The sequence below is a fragment of the Verrucomicrobiota bacterium genome, assembly GCA_027622555.1.
Taxonomy (GTDB): domain Bacteria; phylum Verrucomicrobiota; class Verrucomicrobiia; order Opitutales; family UBA2995; genus UBA2995.
On record JAQBYJ010000038.1, the window covers coordinates 14842 to 37473 of the forward strand.

General features: G+C 48.0%; 21 protein-coding genes, 1 tRNA gene and 1 pseudogene. 8 read left to right on the forward strand and 15 right to left on the reverse strand.

Annotation, left to right across the window (positions count from 1 at the left end):
- Positions 1–69: 69 nt before the first annotated feature.
- The gene (locus O3C43_11735) at positions 70–951 is read left to right on the forward strand and encodes an NTP transferase domain-containing protein (GenBank protein ID MDA1067164.1); all 882 of its coding nucleotides are present in this window, start codon (positions 70–72) and stop codon (positions 949–951) included.
- Between the two features lie 7 nt (positions 952–958).
- On the opposite strand, the gene O3C43_11740 is transcribed toward O3C43_11735, so the two are convergent.
- From O3C43_11740 to O3C43_11755, 4 genes are all read right to left on the reverse strand, one after another.
- Positions 959–1264: a molecular chaperone DnaJ gene (locus O3C43_11740; protein ID MDA1067165.1), complete on the reverse strand. Its 306-nt coding sequence runs from the start codon at positions 1262–1264 to the stop codon at positions 959–961.
- Between the two features lie 55 nt (positions 1265–1319).
- Positions 1320–2039: a protein phosphatase 2C domain-containing protein gene (locus O3C43_11745; protein MDA1067166.1), complete on the reverse strand. Its 720-nt coding sequence runs from the start codon at positions 2037–2039 to the stop codon at positions 1320–1322.
- 87 nt (positions 2040–2126) lie between these two features.
- Positions 2127–2576 (reverse strand): hypothetical protein, encoded by a 450-nt coding sequence (locus O3C43_11750; GenBank protein ID MDA1067167.1) that lies wholly within the window; start codon positions 2574–2576, stop codon positions 2127–2129.
- A 51-nt stretch (positions 2577–2627) separates the two neighbouring features.
- Positions 2628–3176, reverse strand: coding sequence for a GNAT family N-acetyltransferase (locus O3C43_11755; GenBank protein MDA1067168.1), 549 nt, complete (start codon positions 3174–3176; stop codon positions 2628–2630).
- Between the two features lie 189 nt (positions 3177–3365).
- Here O3C43_11755 and O3C43_11760 point away from each other — a divergent pair, with 189 nt between their 5' ends.
- The 4 genes and pseudogenes from O3C43_11760 to O3C43_11775 all read left to right on the forward strand — a co-directional run bounded on the left by O3C43_11760 (position 3366) and on the right by O3C43_11775 (position 9815).
- The gene (locus O3C43_11760; protein MDA1067169.1) at positions 3366–3737 is read left to right on the forward strand and encodes a DUF4140 domain-containing protein; all 372 of its coding nucleotides are present in this window, start codon (positions 3366–3368) and stop codon (positions 3735–3737) included.
- Between the two features lie 27 nt (positions 3738–3764).
- Positions 3765–5009, forward strand: a pseudogene (locus tag O3C43_11765) (DUF4139 domain-containing protein).
- A gap of 18 nt (positions 5010–5027) precedes the next feature.
- Complete coding sequence (locus tag O3C43_11770) at positions 5028–7859, forward strand: hypothetical protein (GenBank protein ID MDA1067170.1); 2832 nt, start codon at positions 5028–5030, stop codon at positions 7857–7859.
- A gap of 219 nt (positions 7860–8078) precedes the next feature.
- Positions 8079–9815 (forward strand): lysophospholipid acyltransferase family protein, encoded by a 1737-nt coding sequence (locus O3C43_11775; protein ID MDA1067171.1) that lies wholly within the window; start codon positions 8079–8081, stop codon positions 9813–9815.
- Positions 9816–10003: 188 nt separating this feature from the next.
- Here O3C43_11775 and lsrF read toward each other — a convergent pair whose 3' ends face one another.
- From lsrF to O3C43_11795, 4 genes are all read right to left on the reverse strand, one after another.
- Complete coding sequence (gene lsrF, locus O3C43_11780) at positions 10004–10879, reverse strand: 3-hydroxy-5-phosphonooxypentane-2,4-dione thiolase (protein MDA1067172.1); 876 nt, start codon at positions 10877–10879, stop codon at positions 10004–10006.
- Between the two features lie 164 nt (positions 10880–11043).
- Complete coding sequence (locus O3C43_11785; protein ID MDA1067173.1) at positions 11044–11847, reverse strand: alpha/beta hydrolase; 804 nt, start codon at positions 11845–11847, stop codon at positions 11044–11046.
- 404 nt (positions 11848–12251) lie between these two features.
- A complete protein-coding gene (locus O3C43_11790) occupies positions 12252–12506 on the reverse strand; it encodes a GIY-YIG nuclease family protein (protein ID MDA1067174.1) in 255 nt (84 codons plus the stop codon).
- Between the two features lie 124 nt (positions 12507–12630).
- A tRNA-Ser gene (locus tag O3C43_11795) sits at positions 12631–12720 on the reverse strand.
- Between the two features lie 329 nt (positions 12721–13049).
- Between O3C43_11795 and O3C43_11800 the strand changes: the two genes are divergently transcribed.
- The gene (locus tag O3C43_11800; protein MDA1067175.1) at positions 13050–13436 is read left to right on the forward strand and encodes a GxxExxY protein; all 387 of its coding nucleotides are present in this window, start codon (positions 13050–13052) and stop codon (positions 13434–13436) included.
- A gap of 67 nt (positions 13437–13503) precedes the next feature.
- On the opposite strand, the gene O3C43_11805 is transcribed toward O3C43_11800, so the two are convergent.
- From O3C43_11805 to O3C43_11835, 7 genes are all read right to left on the reverse strand, one after another.
- Positions 13504–14391, reverse strand: coding sequence for a sugar phosphate isomerase/epimerase (locus O3C43_11805; GenBank protein MDA1067176.1), 888 nt, complete (start codon positions 14389–14391; stop codon positions 13504–13506).
- Positions 14392–14406: 15 nt separating this feature from the next.
- Positions 14407–15210, reverse strand: coding sequence for an SDR family oxidoreductase (locus O3C43_11810; GenBank protein ID MDA1067177.1), 804 nt, complete (start codon positions 15208–15210; stop codon positions 14407–14409).
- Positions 15207–16229 carry a zinc-binding dehydrogenase gene (locus tag O3C43_11815; protein MDA1067178.1) on the reverse strand — a complete coding sequence of 341 codons (1023 nt, stop codon included), beginning with the start codon at positions 16227–16229 and terminating at the stop codon, positions 15207–15209. Before O3C43_11815 ends, O3C43_11810 begins: the two co-directional genes overlap by 4 nt.
- Positions 16230–16379: 150 nt before the next feature.
- Positions 16380–17081 (reverse strand): orotidine 5'-phosphate decarboxylase, encoded by a 702-nt coding sequence (locus tag O3C43_11820; protein ID MDA1067179.1) that lies wholly within the window; start codon positions 17079–17081, stop codon positions 16380–16382.
- A 21-nt stretch (positions 17082–17102) separates the two neighbouring features.
- Entirely contained in the window at positions 17103–17867 is a 765-nt protein-coding gene (locus O3C43_11825; GenBank protein MDA1067180.1) for an energy transducer TonB, read from the reverse strand.
- Positions 17868–18084: 217 nt separating this feature from the next.
- Positions 18085–20382 carry a molybdopterin-dependent oxidoreductase gene (locus tag O3C43_11830; GenBank protein MDA1067181.1) on the reverse strand — a complete coding sequence of 766 codons (2298 nt, stop codon included), beginning with the start codon at positions 20380–20382 and terminating at the stop codon, positions 18085–18087.
- Positions 20379–20855 carry a (2Fe-2S)-binding protein gene (locus tag O3C43_11835; GenBank protein MDA1067182.1) on the reverse strand — a complete coding sequence of 159 codons (477 nt, stop codon included), beginning with the start codon at positions 20853–20855 and terminating at the stop codon, positions 20379–20381. Before O3C43_11835 ends, O3C43_11830 begins: the two co-directional genes overlap by 4 nt.
- 72 nt (positions 20856–20927) lie before the next feature.
- Between O3C43_11835 and O3C43_11840 the strand changes: the two genes are divergently transcribed.
- Together O3C43_11840 and O3C43_11845 are read left to right on the forward strand one after the other, a co-directional pair.
- Positions 20928–21983, forward strand: coding sequence for an XdhC family protein (locus tag O3C43_11840; GenBank protein ID MDA1067183.1), 1056 nt, complete (start codon positions 20928–20930; stop codon positions 21981–21983).
- 30 nt (positions 21984–22013) lie between these two features.
- Entirely contained in the window at positions 22014–22625 is a 612-nt protein-coding gene (locus O3C43_11845) for a nucleotidyltransferase family protein (protein MDA1067184.1), read from the forward strand.
- Positions 22626–22632: the final 7 nt, after the last annotated feature.

Genomic DNA, 22632 nt, shown 5'->3' on the forward strand with positions numbered 1-22632 from the left:
TTGAGTTAGGTTCATGGACTTTCGGCTGGACCTGCGAAAACGAGCATTCAAAGTTCAGGTTATTAGTTAATGAGTGATCTTACTTTAGTTATTCTCGCTGCCGGCCTTGGTAGCCGTTACGGCGGTGTGAAGCAGTTGGAAGGTCTTGGTCCGTCCAATGAAGTTCTTCTCGACTACTCAGTCTACGACGCCATTCGCAGTGGTTTTGGAAAAGTGGTGATTGTTATTCGTGAAGAAATGGAAGCAGCCTTTCGTGAACGGATAACCCAAAGATTTGAAAAGCGCGTTACAGTCAAATTTGTTTACCAAACGCTCGACAAGGCACCCGAAAGTAGGGTCAAGCCTCTGGGAACCGGGCATGCACTGCTTGCCGCCGCGGATAGTTTCGATGGTCCTTTCGCTGCAATAAACGCCGATGACTTTTATGGTCCTACGTCCTTCCGGTTGCTAGCTCAAAGGCTAGGAGGGATTTCCGCAAAATCTGGTGTGTTAATAGGATTTGAACTTGATAAGACCTTGTCCGATTTCGGAAGCGTATCGAGGGCGGTGTGCGAGGCTTCTTCTGACAAGCTCCTGACCCGCATCGAAGAGCATACTCAGATTTCTCGGAGGGAGGGCGGTATAACCGGTGTTTTCAACGGAACTGTAAGGAATCTTAAGGAGGATACTATCGTTTCTCTTAATTTATGGGGCTTTTCTCCGGATTTTCTACCCTTTTTGGCGAAGCAGTTTGATGTTTTTATTAAGGAGCTGTCGGACCCTTTGACTGAAGAATTTTATTTACCTGCTGCAGTTTTTGAATGGATTCGATCCGAAGGTGCTGCCGTTGAATTAAGTCTTTCCAGCGAAAAATGGTTGGGCCTGACGAATCCGCAGGACAAGGTCGATGCGAAGGCTCAACTATCAGATTTGATCGCTCAGGGAATTTACCCGACGAATCTGTGGGACTAATTTCTCCTTATTTAAGATCCTCCAACAAGGCGGAAACTTCCTTTTCCGGATCTTCGTGGTGTTGTTCTTTGGCAAGGATTAGTGCCTTTTCCAGGAATACCATGGCTTTGGCCCTGTTTCCCAGGGCTATATAGGCCTTCCCCAGGAGAATATGTGGAATCATCCAATTAGGTTTCCTATCAATGCAGAGCTGCAGGTGTTCAAGGCTTTCCTGGTATTTCTCTTCTTCGAACAGTGCCTCGCCGTAACTGAAGCGAAACATTTCGTTCTCGGGATTCGATTGAATGAGGGTGGCAAATCGTTCTGAACTCATAGGAGTTATTAATTTTCCAATACCTTAGGTCAGGGAATTTTTGGACACAATCTGATTATTCTGCAAAGATCACAACCCCGGTTACGTTATCGGGCGCTCCGTTGTCGAGAGTGGCTTGAATCAATTGCTCAATGGTCGCTTCTGCCGAACTCCTCACTGTCATAATACGTTGAAGTTCTTCAACAGGTACGGGCCCGGAGATCCCATCCGAGCAAAAGAGGAGGCGATCACCACTTTGTAGCTCATGTTTGGTATGCTCTGGCTTGATGAGCTGCCTTTGGCCCAGGCACTGTGTGAGTGTGTGTTTATAGTGATCGGGTATATCGCTGTCGTTTTGAAATTGGTTCTGTTCTTTCGCAAAGGTCTCCAAGGTGTGGTCCGTCGTTATTTGTTCCATGGATCCGTCGCGGAATAGGTAAATCCGCGAATCGCCTATGTGTGAAATTTCCAAATAATTGTTACGGATCATTCCGAGTGAAAAGGTAGTTCCAATCCCAAGTCCATGAGCAGATAGTTGTCCTGTTTGGATTACCTGGTGGTTTACCTCCTTCATGAACATTTCCCAGTCAATACCTTTCCAGTTCTCACTACGTCGGGCATTTGTCCAAAGTTCGAGATACTGAATAGCGGCCTTACTCGCCAAATCGCCAAAGGGTAGACCTCCCAGACCATCCGCCACAGCATACACTTTGTTCTCATTGTCACAAAAAAAACTGTCTTCGTTTTTTTTGCGCACAAGACCAACATGGGTGTTGCCTGCCGCTGTGAAGTTCATAAGCGGGAAAAGTTGAGAATACGGGTGCTTAAAGTCAATCACCAGACTCGGAATGTTGCCAAAAGGGCCCGTTGTTTAAAAAACCCATTAACTTTTGTTTTCCGGTGGTGGCTTCTGTTTGCCCCGTACATGGGGATTGTTGCCTTGAACCGCTTGCAGGGGAATTCGCGAAATGATTTTCCCATTACATTCAATATCAAATGCATATTGCCCCGCTCCGGGAAAAGGCAGTCCTTGCATATTCACCACCAGGTTTCGGGAAAGGAAATACTGTTCGTCCGGAACATTGGCTATTTGTATGCTGAATTTCAGCGGGCCACTTGGTAAGAGCTCTTTCCCATCGGCATCTACAAAAACAACCTTGAATTGGTGGTCACCCACATCCGAACCTCGAAATAAAAATCGCAAGGCCAGGGTGCAATGGGGGTGTTGAGTCGGAAATTTTCTACTCCAAACCGTATCGAAGGCTCCGAGGATACAGAGCTTTCCGTTATAATCGGACGCTGAGTCGCAAATGACTGAAGTGAGCAATTCCATAGGTGGAGTCTTAAAAAATTATGGCTGACTGCAACACTCCATTACAGGAAATTATCGGACCTTGGCGTAGGAGTGAACGTCGCGCGGTTCGACTCCCATATTCGGATGCATGCTCCAACGTCTTAACGTACCCTCGAATTCCATACCTGCTTTTTCCATGACTCGCCCGGAAGCCGGGTTATCCACATCGCATACTGCGCCTATTCTGAAAATCTTCGGTTGTGCTAAGGCCCAACCTATCCAATAGCGCAAAACTTCGGTTATCATTCCTTGCCCCCAATAAGGCCTGGCTAGCAAATAACCAACTTCGGCTTTGAACCCATCTATGATGATTGAAAAAGAACCAACCAATACGTCCGGCTCATTTCGCTTGTGCAGAAGATACATGATTCCCGGCTTTTTATCCCATTCTTTTATTATGTAGCTCAGCCAGGATTGAAGGTCCTCAATTTTTTCGTAAGGCTTAAAGACCAAATACCGGGTCACCTCCGGATCTTGAGCGTAGGTGTCGAACATCGCTTTCGTATCAGCGAGAGTAGGTTTTCTACCTGCTATATTCTCGGTAACAAAAGATAGGGGAGGGATCGTTTGAGTTTCCATCTAAGCTCGTAATTGTGAAGTTCAGTCCTTGCGATTGGAGAATAATGACACTTTTTAGGCAAGTTTCTAAGAAACATACTTTGGCAGTTGTTGTTATTAAATCAGGCCCGCTTTTTGGGCTTGGGTGAAATCCATTTTTGCCCTTAATGTTTCGTATGACTGGGCCACTTGAAATAATCCGCATTACTCATGAATATTAAACGGTTCTTGCTTATTGGTATGGCGATTTACGCTTTCTCTCAATTTCTACACGCTCAAACACTTATCGATTCCAGGATTACCGAGGTGTATGTTTACACGGGTTCTGCCCGGGTTACCCGACTGGCGGATCTCGATCTGCTTGCAGGTGAAAACGTGTTAAGGTTCTCCGGTCTTCCGACTAATCTGGATGTAAATCAGATCCAGGTCGGCCTGGTGGACGGCGTTCCGATTCGCTTGGACAATCTCATGTTCCAGCAAATAAAGGATCGTGAGAACACGGACATTGAAGAAACTACAAAGGCTTCTATTGAAGAACTCCGCTCCCGTATTCAGGTTATAAATGCGCAAAAGAGTGATTAATCCAGTCGGGTCGCCTTTGCCAATAATCTCAGTGCTTCCTTCACCACAGGATTTGGTGAAGCAGAAATCAATTTGGATTCTATACAACGCGCCGAAGAGGTTTTAAAGTTTCAGCAACAAACGGTTATCGAAGCCCAGGAAAAGATTCGAAAACTCGATATTGAGATTTCTGAGCTGAATGAAGAATTGAAAGAGTTGCTTAAAAAACTGGCTGAGGAAACTCAAAAGGCCAATCAGCTTCAGGGAGAAGTAACGGTCCGTTTGTTTGCGCCAGAGGCAGGTGCGGCGAAACTTGTATTTCATTACCTGGTTCCGAATGCGAATTGGTACCCATCCTACGCCATTCGTGTATCATCTTCAGACAAGTCGATGGAATTAGTCTATCAAGCCAACCTCTGGCAAAATTCCGGCGAAAGCTGGGAGAATGTTGCTGTTACCGTATCTACCAGTCAGCCGACGCGTTCAGGAAATGTGCCTGAACTGGGTCCTGTATTTTTGCAGCCGAATGAATATTACCAACGCCAAAGAGGTCAGGCTGCAGGGGAAGTATATGAATTAAGTCAGTTCTCTGTTTCTGAAAAAGAAGATCGTGGCTATGCTTCAGATGAATCTATGGCAGGAACGAAACTAAAAACCGTGGTACAAGCAGGAGTCTCATCCTTCTCCGCCACCTTGCCTTCGAGAGTGACTCTGGCTTCTGAAACTGAACCTTCCCGTTTCCCCATTCTTACAAAAGGTTTTAATGCCGAATTCTGGAGTGAGGTCGTTCCATTAATTCAGGAGAAAGGGTTTCTTAAATCCAAAACGACCAATGCTTTTGACCTGCCTCTCATTTCTGGACAGGCCCAGGTTTTCATCGATGGCACGCTCACCGCCAGAGTTTCAGTTCCTTACGCTTTACCTGGTGAGGAGCTTGAACTATCTCTCGGTGTCGATGACTTCATAATCGTCAAACGTAAGGAAACGCTGCGGGAAACAGAGTACGCCGGCTTAATCGACAAGACCACTATTTTGAAACGAGCCTATTCAATTGAGGTAACCAATTTTCATCCTCTCGATCACAAAGTTAAAGTCTTCGAGCGGTTCCCAATCTCACGCAACGAGAAGATCACGGTAAAGCGAAAGGCGCCTGCGGATTCCAAGGTTGAAATTGAAGAAGAAACGGGAGTCTTTTTCTGGGAAGAGAGCCTTCGAGCGAAACAGCTCAAGGAGTATAAAGTTGAATTTGAGGTAGTTCATCCACGTGAGTGGTATCTGGAGGATCAGGTTTAATCGTTACCATTTATTTAAATGGATTTGCTGATCGGCATCGTTTTTCTGGCTCTTCTCATCACCTTACTGGTGAAGCAGGGGACAAGTAACGGTGAGATCGATAAACTCAAACAACGACTAAGTAAGCTGGAGCTAGAGTTGGATGATTTTCGACGGCCACATCTGAAGACTACCAAGTCCGATGAACAGACTGAGTCTTCACCGGTCGCCGCACAGCCCATCCCAAAAACAGTAAGCGCGTCTAACCTTCCTGAAACCAGCGTTGCACAAGCTTCCTATCCTCAATCACCGAAAGTAAGTGGGCCACCGCCTATTCCAAAACCGAAGCGTACGGGCTCATTGGATTTCCTTCGAAGTATCGGCTTGTGGCCACCCGTCCGGAAAAAGGGATCCGCGGAGTTGGTTCTTATGCAATGGTGGATGCCTCGAATCGGTGGCATCTTGGCAATACTGACCATTATCTTTATTGCCGTCTATGTCGCCCAGGGGACTGCACCGTGGGTTAAGTTTTTGGAAATGCTGGTAGCTTCCTTCGGAGTCTTTGGATTGGGGCTGTTTTTCAGTAAAAAGCGTCCTGATTTTGGGAATGTGCTAATGGCTACCGGATTATCGATGATCTATATCTCGAGCGTAGCGGGTTACGCGGTCGGGCCGGTCAAAGTCGTCGATAGTCCGCTCCTGGGAGCGTTGATGCAGGTGGCGGCTTTGATTTTAAATTTCGGAATGGGTACCTGGCGGAAGGATAGGGGTATGCTCATTCTCGCACTAGTATTTGGCTACATTTCCTCTTTGTTTGCAGCCCTTGAGGGTTTCCGTGAAGCCGCTCTTTTATCGTCACTCCTGGTGTATATTGCAGGGATCATCTCCTACCGGCGGATTGGAGGACTCACCATCGCCAGTTTATCTCTCGCCGGGGTCTATTTGCCGTTGGCTGGATTTGTAGGAATTAAATACCTGAAGGACGCTGCCGTGTATCCCGAATTTTGGTCCGTCGTCGTTTTTCTGGTTCTCACCGTTTCGATCCTCCCCGCCTGTAAGTTATATTTCAAGGACCCCACCTTCGTTGATTCTCGCTGGAATCGCTTGTATCAGTCAGTAAATACCAGTTTGGCGATAGGCTTAGGGTATCTGTTTGTCCATGAGTTTTACAGAAATGAGTTAACCGAGTTTTACGGCGTATTTGCCGTTCTATTTGTGGCATGGTCTATCGTTTGGTTTCTACGAGATTCAAAAGGAATAGAGTATCATTTGTTTTTTCTCAAAGGATCTGCCCTGACGTCCTTATGGTTTATTAATTATTATTCCGGCGATCTTCGTTGGATGGCTTTAGGGATTCAGGTAATTATTTTGGCGGCTTCAGTGCATCGATCGAAAAGTATTTGGGTAGAAATAATTACGGGGATCACCTGGTTGGTTTCCTTTTTTTATTTCATCTTACCCGGCTCATTTAATGAGGTTTGGAGTTTTATTTGGTTTATTCGAGGAGCATACATCCTGATCTCTGTTGCCGGATTGGGCTACTTGATGGCCTACGTGTCGGGTAAACAAATCTTGCGAAGGGTTATTTATGCTATCCCTGCTATAATACTCGCTGCGACCGCCACTGAGTTTGCGGCAGATTCAAACGTCATGGGATTCAATGATTCCGGTGCCATCGCATTGATGGCTTTGCTGGTATTGTCTGTTTCGTTGTTGAGGGTAGTCAATAGTTGGGTACCGCTTGTGGCTGGTGGCTTGGTTTTCATTGCGGGTCACCTAAGCTTTTGGGCTGATCCTGACGACAAATACTCTTTGGCTTTGGTCTTGCTTGTATCCGCCGTTTGTTTGTTTGGACTGCTGAAAGCCAAGATCGCAAAGCAACACATTGTTGAGACGTTACTCCATGGATTGTGGGTTGTTTCGGTGCTGTATTTTTTCAGCAACTTTCAACTTGAATCTTGGTATTCTGTACTGATCGCCCTGTTTTCGATACTATTGTTTGCAGGTGGTTATTCACCGCTGAAACGATTGCCGGAGGTGTGTGCATTCCCGCTTCTGTTTCTACTGCTTTATCCGCCACGCGGAGATGTGCCAGGCGTATTATTATGTTTCTTCGTTTTGATGTTAGGAGCACTCGCAAATGTGGCGGTGGCGTACCCACGCTATCAGCAGTTCGTATATTTCCTCAAGCGCGGAGATTTATTGTTGTGGCTGCTAAACGCCCTGTTCATTTTCTGGGCCGGGTGGACTTTCTCAACTCATGTTAGCTTGGCTAACGAATTACTGCTTTGGACCGTCCTGGGAGCGATGTTTTATTTCCTTTGGTACTGGAGGTTGATGTGGGTTTCTTTTGTGGGGGCTTTATGTTGTGCCACGGTACCGGTATACCGGATCACTCATCTGTGGCTCGATCCCATTGTCGATGGATTGCTCGGCGGCGCTCCGTGGGCCTGGCAGGTTTTGTTGGCAGGATTGATTTCTGTGGTTCTGTGGCTGTGCATCGGTGGTCTGCCCCGGATTCGACCACATGGAAAGTTAACAATACAGAGCGAACAGCTCCTGGCCTGGGTTAGTGCTTCAATGGGCTATCTGGTTTATGTCGCAACCTTTTCCTATCCTCTATTAAACTGGGATCGACTGTATACCCCTTGTTTGGCCGCTTTCAGTATCGGGCTCATTGTGCTGGGTATCATTCTAAAAAGTAAGCCCTATCGGTTGGTGGCCATGCTCACGTTCCTCGTAGCTCTTTTTCGCCTCTTTACCTACGATATCAGGGAAACACTATTTCGTATCATCGCCTTTGCGGTATTAACCGTATTTATGACGGTCATCGGTTTTCTCTACCAAAGGTATTCGTCTAGAATCGAATAGGGAATTAGTATGGAATATCCCTATGGATGGGGCGTCGCATTGGTATCTTATACTGTTGTCACAGCTCCATCATCAGGTTGATAGTTCTGATGGTTAGGCTGTATGGTTTCTCTGAACCCACACAGGTTTGACTCTCAAAAGAATGAACACATGGACGAAGATTTCAAATTGGTAGACCTGCAGGCTCCGAAAGGAATTTCGCCAAGGCTATTCTCTTTTTTGAAATCTCCCCTTGAGCGGGTATTCAGCGTGTCAGCACTCAACGATGTCTATCGGGGAATTCGTCAGCGAGTTCCTGATCAGCCGTTCTTTGATGCGGCTCTTGCAGAAGTCGGTGTTGCCTACGAAGTGTCCGAGGAAGACCTGAATCGTATTCCTAAGGAGGGTCCGTTGGTGGTTATTGCGAACCATCCCTTCGGTGGTTTGGAAGGCCTGATCCTAGGGTCATTAATCTCTTCAGTACGAAGTGACGTCATGCTCTTGGGCAATTACCTGCTTCATAGTATTCCTGAAATACGACCTCACCTGATCTCGGTTGACCCCTTCGGTGGCAAAGAATCCTCCAAAGCCAATATTGGCCCGCTGAAAGAATCTCTAAAACTTCTTAAATCCGGTGGGGCATTAGTGACCTTTCCGTCGGGGGAAGTATCGTCACTCAATATAAATCAACGAAAAATCACCGATCCTGTCTGGTCCGTGCATACAGCAGCCTTGGTCAAACGAACCGGGGCTACGGTGTTGCCCATATTTTTCGATGGAAGGAATAGTTCGCTCTTTCAATTGATGGGTATGGTCCATCCGCGATTGAGAACCATATTGCTCGTTCACGAGTTGTTTAAAAAGCGCGGATCCACATTAGCCGTGCAGATTGGTAATCCTCTATCCAGTCGTAAATTCCAGGGGATGACGACCCAGGAGATGACTAACTTCATGCGGATGAGTACCTATTTTCTTAAAAATAGAAATAGCTCTGATCATAAGCGAGTCGCCATTCGTTTCCCAAAATTTAAAACAACTCCACAGGTAGAAATTATTGCGCCCATAAATAAGGACCTCCTTGTGACAGAGTTATCTGGACTACCTCCATCTCAGAAGCTGGTTTCAGAAAAAGAGTTGGAAGTGTATCATGCCCGGCCCAAGCAGATTCCCCATATGCTTCGCGAGATTGGTCGTCTACGGGAAGTTACGTTTCGTGAAGTAAACGAAGGGACCGGTCGCGCTCTTGATCTGGATGAGTTTGATGAAACATACACACAGTTGTTTCTTTGGAATCGCGAAAAGCAGGAACTCGTTGGAGCTTACCGTATCGGTCAGCTGGATTCTATTCTCAAAGATTCGGGAAAGAAAGGACTGTATACAAATACGCTCTTTAAGTTTAAGCCCGGATTCCTGGAGCAACTGGGCGACGCCCTGGAGCTCGGCCGTTCGTTTATTCGCTCGGAGTATCAACGCAAATACGGATGCCTCACATTGCTGTGGAGGGGGATAGGAGGCTACCTCGTAGAAAACCCGAAATACCATGTATTGTTTGGCCCGGTCAGTATTAGTCGCGACTACCATGCCGTCTCGAAAAGCCTGATGGTTCAATTTCTAAAAGAGCACAACCGCTTCCAGGAATTGGCCAAATTGGTAAAACCTCGAAATCCTCATCGCCGGGATCGTATCAACGGAGTGGAGAAGGGCGACCTCCGGAATTCGCTTCGTAGCATTGATGATGTTTCCGCTCTGATATCTGAAATCGAACATGATGGCAAAAGCGTACCTGTGCTCTTGCGTCATTACCTCAAACTAAACGCCCAATTGCTTAGCTTCAATGTAGACAAAGGCTTTTCCGATGTCGTCGATGGTCTCGTCCTCGTAGACCTCAAGGAAACCGAACCTCGAATGGTCAAACGTTACATGGGCGACGAGAACTACACCCAATACGCCGAAAAACACGGAATCAAAGTTTCTTAGGAATTTTCCGATACCTGAAAGTGGTAGGGCGGGTTTGGCCCAAACCGCCGTTTCTACGACGGCTCGCTCGGCGATCGAGCCCTACCAAATTTGAACAAAAAAACAGCGACCCGAATGAGCCGCTGTTTTTAAAGTATGAGATTAAGCAAGAGGATGAGGACGATGAGTCGACACTCTTTGCTTTATTCTTATCCGTTCTTCAAATCGTTGAAGAGTTCGAGTGCTTCGGCGGGCTTGAGGCCGTCGTGCACGACGCCTGAGACGGCTTTGATCATCGCGAGTGGGGCTTCGGACTGAAAGACGTTCCGGCCCATATCGACTCCGGCGGCACCACACTGGATTGCGTTGTAAGCGAGCTCAAGTGCTTCGATCTCGGGAAGCTTTTTACCACCAGCTATGACCACGGGAACGGGAGTAGCGGCAACTACGTTTTCGAAACCCTCCGTGTAATAGGTTTTGACGATGCTTGCTCCATTCTCGGCGCAGACCCGGGCTGCGAGACTAAAGTAGCGCGAGTCGCGAGCCATATCTTTGCCCACTGCCGTCACGCCCATGACCGGGATGCTGTATTTAAGACCGATATCCACAAGACGGCTGATGTTGGCGATGGTTGAGGCTTCTGTGGCGGCATCTCCGACGGCAATCATAGCTGCCATGCAAGATGGATTCATGCTGATGGCGGCGGCTTCATCCAACAGAACATTGTGATTCATCTCGGTGAGAATCGTAGTTCCGGTGTCGGTCCGAAGGCAGATCGGTTTGGTATTGTCGGGTGGGATACAGGCACGAATCATTCCGCGCGTTCCCATGAGACAGTCCGCGTGTTCGGCCAAAGGAGCGATGTTCAGGTCGATGCGTTCCAGGCCCGATGTGGGACCCATTAGAAAGCCATGATCGAAGGCGAGCATCACAGTGCGCCCTGACTTGCGGTTAAAGATGCGGGACATGCGGTTCTTGATGCCCCAATCGGTGCTGTTCATGCCTTTGAGATAAAAAGCCTTGGTATCCGCGGGTGTATTTAGCCCGAAGTTATCGCCGTCTCTGATGTCGTCTAGATCTGCCATGGAATTTTTAGATGTTTATGTTCAATTGTCGATTTGGCGGCAGAGCAGGGATGCTCTTGCTCTACCTCTCATTGATTTGATTGGTAGGGCGACTGCGTCCTCGCAGCGCCGAAATTGTTATTGTTTAGAACGATTATTAATTTTGGTATTTGAGTGGAAATGGATTAGTTGGCGTTTAGCCATTCCAAGATACGTTGGTTAAAGTCGGCCATGTGCTCAAAGTGGAAGGCGTGGCCGGCATTGTCATAAAAATAGGTATCACAGCCAGGGATGCCACCGGCAACTTCTTTTGCCATCCACATGGGAGTGAAGATGTCGTCCTTACCGCCAATCACCAGGCACTTCTGGGAGATATCGCCTAACTGGTCGAAAACGTCGTGCGTCGTGCAAGCAGCAGCCTGGCCTTCTAAACCGTGAAGTGGTTGTGGGTCGGGAGCTACAGCAAAACCGCCTCGGCCTTCGAGAAGCCCCGCGTAACCGTCGGCATTATCCCAGAACGGTTTGGTAAATATAAGTAGTTGAATCCACTCCATGAACTGAGCTGGAGACAGGTGTGCGAAGCAGACCTTCATGTGTTCAAATATCGATTTGGCGTAGGCATCGCAGCGAGCCCATGGACACATTAGAACAGCACTTTTCACTTTAGCGGGGTGACGCAGGCACAGTTGCTGTGCGATAATAGATCCCATGGAAACACCGACTACTTTCGCCGACTCGATTCCCAAAGCGTCCATAAGTCCGGCATAGTCGTCCGCCATCATGGCGCTGGTATAGTCGCCCTCCGGTTTGTCCGTATTACCGATTCCACGATTATCCACCTTGATGCAGCGGTAGTTCTGTTCCCAATGTTCAGCGTGTACGTCCCAAACTGCACCCGGGGCAGTGATCCCCATAATTAAAATAAGCGGGTCTCCTGAACCGCGCTCTTCGTAATACATCTGAATTCCGTTGGTTTCTACGTGAGGCATGTTTTAATTGAGAATAGGTGGATTAAAATAGGAAAAGAGGGTTTGATTCCCCAAAAAGAAAAAACAGTTTGGGTAGGCCGGTATGACGGATCAATACTTTATTGGACTTCCTTTCCAATTGTTGTGGCCTGACAGTCAAGAGACAGAGAAGATTTACTTTTTGGTTCTCCGGAGTGGTAGGGCCGCAGCGTCCCGCTGCGCCGTTTACTTCGCTTTGCTCGTGAACTACCGAGCCGTTTTCGGCGACATGATCGCAAGAAAACAATTCCGGGTTCTCATCCCCCGGAAACTTTACTGATCTCCTAATATTAAAAAAGCCTACTTTAGTTGTAGACTTTGATAATGGCGGAGTTTCGAGCCTGTTAGGCGACATCTGAGGAGCAACGCAACGAGGCAAGGGGGGCTTACTCGTTATTCAACCAAAGTCGTTTCCTTGCAAATGCTTTCCCTGATCCAGTCTTGAGGTATTTTTCGAAATCCAAAGCAGACTCTTTTTTTTCAAAAGCAGCATAAAAAACTAATTTCCATGGGCGAAATGGCGCTGTTGACCTATTGCCTCCTGCATTATGTTTGGCTAATCTTTTCTCCAAATCTGAGGAGAATCCCGTATAAGATTGATCTCTGAAATTAATGCTCTGGATTCGGTATACGTAATACATAATAAGCCCTACTACGCTAAAGCTTCGAAGGGCATCCTTCGCAATCTAATACGTAAAACTTACTGAACCCATTTCACCCCTCTGTTGATTGAGTGGCGTGCCATCCGAAGCTTTATGCGAAGGCTGGCGGAGAGAGGGGGATTCGAACCCCCGGTAGAGTTACCCCTACACCTGCTTTCCAAGCAGGCCCATTCGACCACTCTGGCATCTCTCCGTTTACTTAGGAAGGACATCAAGATGTTGGTCTTGTTGGGTAGGTCAAGTATACTTTGAAAGTGTCTTTTCACTGAGGGTAATGTGCTGTTCAACGGTCCTGGCGCATGCCTTGCCTGTAAACGGCTCTGAACTACCAATCTTTTCCGAATAGGCTACTGCCTTCACACTTTTCTGGTATCTTTCTGATTCATTCGTCTTTACCGTCTACGAACCTGAGTCATCGAAGGGTGTTGCCTTTGGAGTTCGCTCGCTTTGCTTTACAAGGCGGATTGGTTTGGCATTGAGAACAGTATTATAACTACGAAAAACGCAAAATTACGCGAAAACATGAGTGAAGATATTTTGTACAAGAATGAAAGCTACCGAATTATGGGTGCTTGTTTTGAAGTATATAAAGAAAAGGGGAATGGGTTTCTTGAATCTGTTTATCAAGAATGTGCGGGATTCGAATTTTTGGATTCTTTAATTCCTTTTGTAGAACAAGAACACTTGAAACTGAGTTACAAGGGAAGAGAGCTAAAACAGGGATACAAACCAGATTTTATTTGTTTCGATAAAATAATAGTCGAAATTAAAGCTGTGAAAAACCTAACAGATGAACATCGAGCTCAAATAATCAATTACCTTAAGGCGACCGGCTTAAAACTTGGGCTATTAGTCAACTTCGGACATTATCCTCAATCGGAATACGAACGATTCGTCAATGAACGCTAATAAACCGTTTTCGCGTAATTTCGCGCTTTTCGTAGTGTAGAAAAAATACTCAGTTCAAAAGAATATATCACTCAGGCCAGTAGTCAGACATCTTCTTACGCAGAAACGAAACGCTTCGCTGCATTTGGTCAAAGCCATCGACGCCGTCTTCGATGCTTACCCAACCATTGAAGCCAGCTTCCTTGAGTGTTCCGAAAATCGCATCGTAGTCATTGAGGCCTTTTCCGATTTCGCCGTGACTGAGTCGTTGGGCGTAGCCGACACTGTCCATTTCTTCTTTGCGGAGATCTTCGATGTTTCCTTCGAGAAGAAAGCGGTCGCTGGCGTGCATGGTAACAACGCGGTGCTTTACACGTTCTAAAAGTTCGAGCGGATCTTCTCCCGCGAGGATGGTGTTGCTGGGGTCGTAGTTGACTCCAAAGTGGGGTGAGTCGATGCGATCAACCAGGTCGCAAAACACATCCATACGTTGGGCAAACTCCGGGTAGGACCAATAGTTGTCCTTGTAATGATTTTCTATGATGAGGGTAATGCCCTGGTCTGCCGCATGCGGGATACACGCCTCTATGCATTCAACCGCGTAGTTGATCCCATCTTCTCTGGATACGTCCGGGCGTCTTTGTCCTGAGAGGACCCGGCAGAATGAACCTCCTAGAGTTCCGCACATATCGATCCAGTTTTTCTCTTTATCGATTTGTTCTTGGCGAAAACTTTTATCGGGATGTGTGAAGTCAGGGGAACAGCACAGCATAGGAATACTTCGCCCCTGGTCTTCGACTTTCTTTCGGTAGTCAGACCATCCGGATTTCTTCTTTAGATCGAGAAAGTCGCAGTAGAACTCGAGACCATCCACATCGAGTTTTCCGGATAGATCAATCCACTCATTGAGCGACATGGATCCGTCCATACAGAGTGAATCCATCCATGCTTTAGGAAATGCAGCAAGCTTTGCCATGTAGATCGATTAGAGCTACATTTTCCCTTCAAGGAAATCGGCGTCCAAAGAAGGGATACGGCCTTTAAACGGGTATTGCTCCAGCTCGAACACAGTACCGTTCCATGGCCTGGAATCATCGCTGAGCCAGAAGGCTACCACTTTGGCCACTTCCTCAGGACTAGACATCTTGCCACTTGGAACCATCATTTTGGGTACATCATGTTGCCAGCCTTCAGGGAACCCGTCGGAAATTTTTACTTTGTATTCGTTCTCAGTGAGCACCCAACCAAGATTGATGTGAGTGAAACGAATAGCATCTCTATCATACAAATTCGCCAAGTGTTTCGACAGGGTAAGGAGCGCCCCTTTGGAAATACTGTAGGGGGCCAGCATGCGTTCTCCTCCCAAGGCGTTGATCGATCCTATATTCACCACGCTTCCTTTGGCTTCTTTAAGATAGGGTAGCGCCGCCTGGATAATAAAGAATGGAGCGCGGACATTTATAGCCATCATATTATCGAAGAATTCCACATCTGTTTTCTCGAAGTGCGAACGAGTTGTTCTTGCGGCATTATTTACGATTCCGTCCAAACGACCAAAATGCTCAATGGTTTGGGCTACCACCTTCGCTGGATCCTCTTCCGTTTCCAGACTTCCTATGACCCCGTGTGCGTTGGGTCCGAGTTCGTCTACGATTTTCTGAACAGCATCGGGGCGACGGCCATGAACGGCTACCTTTGCGCCTTGCGCAATACATAGTCGGGCAGTGTGTTCACCCACGCCGGTATTGGCGCCGGTTACCAGGATTACTTTGTTATCTAATTTTGCTAAACTCATGGGATTAATACTGATTTAACGATTTCTGCGGAGTGCATGGTTTCAAAAGCGGTGTGCCATTCTTCCAAAGGCCAAATGCCACCAATGATGGGGTCTAAATTTAGTTGCCCTGTTGCGAGCAGATCAAGAACCCTTTCCCAAATAGGCCAATTGTGACTGAAGCTACCCCGGAGTGTAAGGGCCTTGGCAACGAGGGGATCAAGATTGAAGTCCAACGGTTGACTTCCCCAGCCAACCTTACTGATCCAGCCTGCCGGTCTTGTAATTCGGAGGGCGATTTTCAAGGTCTTTGAAATTCCGGCGGCGTCTACGACTCCGTCAACGCCGAGTCCGTCGCCGGCAAACGCCCATTCGTCGAGATCATTTACAAGGGCCGTGCAACCATACTGCTCAGCGACCTGTAAGCGCTTACGATCCGATTCCAGACCCAGGACTGCTACTTCGGCTCCACAGATTTTCGCCATGGCAGCGCAAAGTAGGCCGATGGGACCTGGTCCGATTACGACTACGCGGTCACCTGGCTTAATATCAGATTGGTTCACAACTGCATTGTAGGCTACGCAGCAAGGTTCGGTGAGCGCTGCTTTTTCAAAAGATAACTCCTTGGGAATGGTATGTAGCAGGCGCGCAGGAACTTTTACAAATTCGGTCATTGCTCCGTTTACACCATAGCCAAAACCCAGACGCGTAGGGTCCAGGTTATAAAGTCCTTTGCGGCTCATAGGATTATTGGGGTCGATGACGGCAGCCGTCTCACTGACCACCTTATCGCCTTCCTGCCAGCCTTTGACGCGGCTACCCATTTCGGCAATTACGCCACCAAATTCGTGACCCAAAACCACCGGGTAATTTACCGGCCAACTGTGCATCGCCTCCCATTGGTGCAAGTCACTTCCGCAAACACTGACCGCTTTTACCTGTAGCAGAACGTCATCTTCTCCGATGACAGGTTTGTCTATTTCGCGGAGTTCTACGGCACCTTTTTTGTTTTCGTAGTTAACGACTGCTGGGAAAAGCATGGTATATAAGTGAGAAGCGAGAATTGATAATGAATTGGTAGCGAGCTGCCGATGAAACGGCGATTTTGGTAAAACAGGCCTACCTGTTTTCTGGCGTAAATCAGCTAGATTACGTCACTAGAATTACAAAGTTTGGACGTTGTGCGAGTTCTATTTTATTACCACATCTCCAAATGCATGAACCTTGTCGCAAATGAGGCGTAGAGACTCTTCAATGTTGCCGTCTGCTGTTTTAAAGGAATCTGCATCTATGGTCAGTGGCGCACCAAGAACGACCAAGGGAGCTCCGTATTTCGGAGTAGCTATGGCCTGTTCGATGGTTAGTCCTCCGACTGCCTGAACGGGTACATGAACCGCTTGAACAATGGCGCGCAGTTCGTCGAGCGGATTGGGCATGCGTTCTCCCCGCGCGGCGATTCCTCGGCGTTCGTCGTAACCGATGTGGTGGATTACATAATCACATCCCAGGTCGGCCAGTCGCTTGGCACCGTCGACCATATTCGCGCTACCAAGATTGTCACCCATCACTTCGATTCCCAGATCCCTGCCGGCTTTGACTACACAGCGTATCGTTTCATCGTGAGCCTGTGACATGACTACCACCTGAGTTGCTCCCGCTTTGGCCATGATTTCGGCTTCGAGCCAGCCACCGTCCATGGTTTTCAGGTCTGCCACAATGGGCGTGTCGGGAAACCGGCTGCGCAAGGCTCGAACTCCGTGCATGCCTTCGGCAATGATTAAAGGGGTCCCTGCCTCGAGCCAATCGACTCCGGCCCTCATGGCCATTTCGGCAGTTTTTAGGGCCTCGGCGATATCAACTATATCCAGAGATATTTGTACGATGGGTAGCATGTCAGATTTAAATGGATTTCGTCAGCGAAAGGTTATGGGAATCTTTATTTGGCTTCGCGCGGCCCGTCCATCGATTTCGCCTGGTCTGAAGGTACTGGCTAGAATGGCGTCAATAGCGGCTTTGCTTAAATTGGGATGTGGAGAACTTACGATTTGAACTTCAGAGGTTCTACCATCGGTATTCACCATGAACTTGAGTTCTACGGTGCCCCCGATTCCCCGGCTCTTCAGGTTTGGCGGATAAATGGGTTCGATTAACTTTCTGACTTTGGGATTCTTATCCAGTTTTTGTGGCAGGTAAGGCTTTTCGTCGGTGTAAGGAATTTCGCCTTTGCCCAATTTTTTCAGCTCCAATTTATTTCCACTGCCAGCGTCATCAATATACATGGTCTGACCCTTGATTTGACCCGAGAAAAGGTCCTTGTTCTCACTCGAGATCGAAAAAGTGCCTTCCGCCGTCTCCTGGTATTTGAGATCAAATTCCCGAATGAATCGCGGATATCTGTCATCCAATTTTTTGAATTGAATCAGCCTGATCTTAATTTCGTTCGTTCCTGATAATTGGAATTCTCTTATATGGTTGCGGTAGGAGTCTATGGATTCCTCGGCATCCTGCGCTTCGCTATTCGAAGCCCTGATATGTTTGCCGATTTTCTGAATGGAAGTATCAGTGAATTTCCAAAAACCATCTATTTCCGCGGCTCCTAGAGTTGGGAGAAACGGTTGGACCGTGGCTAGTAGAGTTATGAAATAGAATGATTTGATGAAGGAGGAGAGGACTTTCATTGGATGACTATTTGGGTCGCGAACAAGTTTGCTCCTACAAAATCCTGTTTCTTGCATGTAGGAGCAATTTTAATCGCGACTCTATCGAATGTTTTTGGGTTTGATATCAATCAGTCTTTAACAACAGCCGACCAGACAACGCACCGTGATCGTATCTCCAAAATGTTCACGGCATAAAACCTATCGAAAGGCTCTGTAAAATCCGCTGCTACCATTTCTAAACAATCCTGAACCCTTCCTTTGAGATGGGCATGGTGCGGATTCGCTTTCCTGTTGCGGCAAAGATCGCATTCGTGACAGCGGCTACCGCCGGTGGGAAGGCGGGTTCACCCAGGCCTGTCGGTGAATGATCTGTGGTTAGCCATTCGATTTCTATTTCCGGATGGGATGGCATTCTTAGAAGTGGATAGTCGTCGAAGTTTTGTTCTTTAACGGCCCCTTCTTCAAAGGTGATTTCCTGGTTGGCCAGCGTGCTGATGGCGTCAACCACAGAGCCTTCAACCTGGTTTTCGCCGCCACTCTTATTGAGTAGCATCCCGACGTCGCAAGCAACCACCACGCGATCGACTTTGACGTTGTTGGAACTATCAACGGTGACTTCTGCCACTTCCGCAAAGTATCCAAGGTGACTGAAGTAGAACGAGAGTCCACGGCCTTGACCGCTTTTCATTTTTTTACCCCAGTTGCCTTTCTTGGCTGCTGCCTTGGTGACGTTGATGGCTCGTTCGGTATTGAAGTCCCGAGCACTCTTATTACCCAGCCATTGGGGTTCGCCGAATTGTTCAAGTAGGAATTCCAGATGGTCCCTTCCGGCGGCGGTGGCCATCTCATGAATGAAACTTTGAAAAACCCAGGCGACAGAGCAGGAAGTAGGTGCGCGCCACCAACCGCAAGGAACGGTTAAGGGAACTTCGTGAGTTTCGATTCTAACATTGGGGATTTCCGGAGCCTGAATATTTCCGGCGCGTATGTTGCCGCCCCGGACGGGCTTCCCATCGCTTTTATTGGTGAATACAAGCGTGCGGTCCTGAAGCCCGGTTAATTTGCCTTTCGAGTCCAAGGTTCCCTTCATGTTGTGGAATCCTCCGACGCGGTAAAAGTCGTGAGCCATATCAGACTCGCGGTTCCACATAAGTTTGACCGGAGCATTTACTTTGTGAGCAACAGCAGCAGCTTCACAGGCGAAATCATTTATGAGTCGACGGCCAAATCCACCACCACCGCGAACTTGATTGACGATGACATTTTTCTCTTCAATTCCCAAGATTCTGGAAACGGCGCCAGCGATTGCCTGAGGTGTTTGGGTTGGAGCCCAGAACTCCATTTTGCCACCATGAAACCAGGCAGTGCAGTTTTGAGGTTCCAGGTTGGAGTGGGAGAGGAACGGATAGGTATAGAAACCGTCCACAACCTTTTTGGCTGATTTAATGGCTTCGTCCATGCTGCCGGTTTCCTCGGTCACTGGACCAGGCCTGGAAGTCAGGTCTTTTGCCATTTCCTTGAAGTCCCCCCACGATTCGTTGGAGGCTGAACTCTTGTCCCAGGAAACTTGCAAGGCTTTCTCAGCGAGAAAGGCCTGGTAGGTGGTTTTTGCCACAATGGCCACACCGGGGCTTAGCTCTCCATCGACACTATTCCCTTCAACGATGAATGCATCGGTGACTCCTGGAAGATTTTTTACCTCGTCCAGGTTTGCGCGTTTCACTTTCCCATAAAAACTTGGACACTTCACATAGACGGCGTAAAGCAATCCAGGAAGTTGTTGATCTATGCCAAACAGTGGCTGGCCGGTGACCAATTGGAGGTTGTCCACACCGGGGATAAATTTTCCCAGCAGTTTGTATTCACTGCGTTCCTTGAGTTTGACTGAACTGGCATCCGGCACGTCAAGGGTGGCGGCTTTTGATGCCAGCTTTGCATAGCTGAGTTTGTTTCCGTTGGCTTTATTAACCACAAAACCTTGATCAGCATTGCACTTGGAAGCATCGACTCCCCATTCGTTGGCTGCAGCGGCGACGAGCATGGTCCTTGCCACAGCACCTGCTTGACGAAGCGGGTCCCAATTGCGTGGAGTTGATTGGGAACCACCTGCGGATTGAGCGCCAAATCGATCTTTATCGATTTCTGACTGGATGACCGTCACGGACTCCCAGGGAACTTCCAGTTCCTCTGCCACGATCATGGGTAAAAAGGTTTTAACTCCTTGGCCAACTTCCGGGTTTTTCGCGGCTATTACGATGGTGCCGTCCGGCTTGATTTGAACGAAAGCGTTCGGTGAGAAGGCTTGTTCGCTGTTTTGGTGGTGAGCTGCTTCAGATTTGGAGCGTCCTCCCAGCATGAACGCCAGGACGAGTCCCCCACCTGCGATCCCTGAGAGTTTCAAGAACTGCCGGCGTGGCAAGTGCAGACTGGCTGCTTCAAACGAATCCGAGCCTATCTGGTTATGGCGTTCAACAAATTCGGCCGGCATATCCACATCGGGAATCAAGTCGTAACTATAAATATCGTGCTTCATGCTACACCTCCGTTTCTGGCTACGGTGTGAATGGCTTTGCGGATGCGGGTGTAAGTTCCGCAGCGGCAAATATTTCCTGCCATGGCGTTGTCGATATCAGCGTCCGATGGCTTTGGGTTTACGCTTAGCAAGGAAGCTGCGTTCATCATCTGTCCAGCTTGGCAATAACCGCATTGGGGAACATCGTGTTCCATCCAGGCTTCTTGCAAGGGGTGGAGATGATCTTCATCCTGGGCCAATCCTTCGATCGTTGTAACGGACAATCCGTCTACCGAGGAAACCGGGGTGCTGCAGGAGCGAATGGCTGTTCCATTCAAGTGAACGGTGCAGGCCCCGCAAAGGCCTTTGCCGCAGCCGAATTTAGTACCGACCATGCCGAGGTGATCTCGTAAGGCCCAAAGTAGGGGAGTGGAGGGATCGATATCGCTGATCGTGCGATTATCCCCGTTTACGTTAATTTGTATTGTTGCCATAGGGTGGATTGAAGAAAAGTTTTGAGAATCAAACTAAGTTGCTTTGATGAAGTCAAAGTCTGAAAGTTCCCTATGCACGAAATTTGGTCACAATTGAAACCCTGGATAGAATCCGGACAAACGTTTGCTCTCGCGACGGTTGTGAGTGCGCGCAATCCGTCTCCCAGAGGTATTGGGTCTGTATTGGCCATTTCTGAGGATGGAAAACAGTTTATAGGATCGGTCAGTGCAGGTTGCATTGAAACCGAGGTTATTGAAATGGCCGTGGCCTGCGCCGCCGATGGCAAGACCCGTTGGGCCGAGTATGGACCGAGTCAGGGGTTTCCCTGGGAGGTTGCTTTTTCCTGTGGCGGCAAGATCGGTGTAAGAGTGGAGCGATTCCGTCATGATGCGGAGATTGTCAGAGTCTTGGTCGACTTGCACGAATCGCACGGTACAGGGGTTTGGTTGAGCGGGGAAGGCAAGCAGGCGCTGATGCTTGAGGATGGGGCCATTACCGGGGATCTAGTCGATTGGGAGTCTGGGACAATTGATCAGGCGAAAGGTATAATGGCTGCTGGAGGACATACGCATGAAGTTCTGGAAAGTGATTCCAAAGTGCTCCTGCGTTTAATCTCTCAGCCTTATCGTTTATTTATAATTGGTGCAGGACATATTTCGCTCAGCCTGGTTCATTTTGCCAAAGCGCTCAATTACCAGACGATCGTAATCGATCCTCGGGAGAGCTTTGCGCAAGAAGAGCGTTTTGAAACAGCCCCGGATCATTTGATTCAAGAATGGCCGGAAGTCGCATTCTCAAATATCCGACTGGGACCTTTCGATAGTGTCGTTATGCTGACCCACGATCCGAAGATCGACGATCAGGCATTGGAGATAGCTCTAAAAAGTGATGCTGCTTATATTGGAGCTCTTGGAAGTAAGAGAAGCCACGAGGCTCGCTTGAAGCGATTAGCAGAAAAAGGATTTGGTGAGGACGAATTGGCACGCATGCACGGACCTGTTGGTCTAAATATTGGGAGCACGACACCTGCTGAAATCGCGATCAGTATTATTGCTGAGATGGTAATGGCTAAAAACGCTGTTCGGGCAAACGAAAGAGGAGTAACCACAGAAAGCGCAAAAGGGTAGGGCTCGAGCCTCCTGCTATGCCGATTTTCGATGACAGAGGGAAATAAATCTGAATCCGTTCTCCCTGTTTGCGCCATCATTCTCGCTGCTGGTGAATCTAGGCGCTTTGGATCCGAAGACAAACTGTTGGCGAAAGTTGGTGGAGTTTCGATACTTGAACGGGTTGTTAATGTCATCGCAGGTGTCGGGGCGGACAAAACCATTGTTGTGACGGGTGCTAATCACGAAGTAGTCGGGTCATTACTTTGCGGGTACGAAGTTGAGTTGGTTCGGAATGAGAAATGGGCAGAAGGAATGGGACGGTCCCTTTCGTTCGGAGCCTCGGTTGTTGATTCCAGTGCTTATTCGGGTCTCCTGGTTTGCCTCGGGGATCTTCCTTTTATTGAGGCAAATAACATCCGAAAATTAATCGCTGCCTTTTTCGATCATAAGGGCCAATCCATCGTTTTGCCAATTCACAACCACATAAGAGGTCATCCGGTGATCTTTCCCAGTTTCTTTCAAAAAGAGCTGATAAAATTGAGCGGAGATTCAGGAGCAAAACGTGTTCTGTTGTCAGCTGCGGAAAAGGTCGTGGAGGTGGAAATGGAATCCGATCAATTTCTCAGAGACATTGATTGTCAGAGCGATCTGACCTGTTAATCGTTTC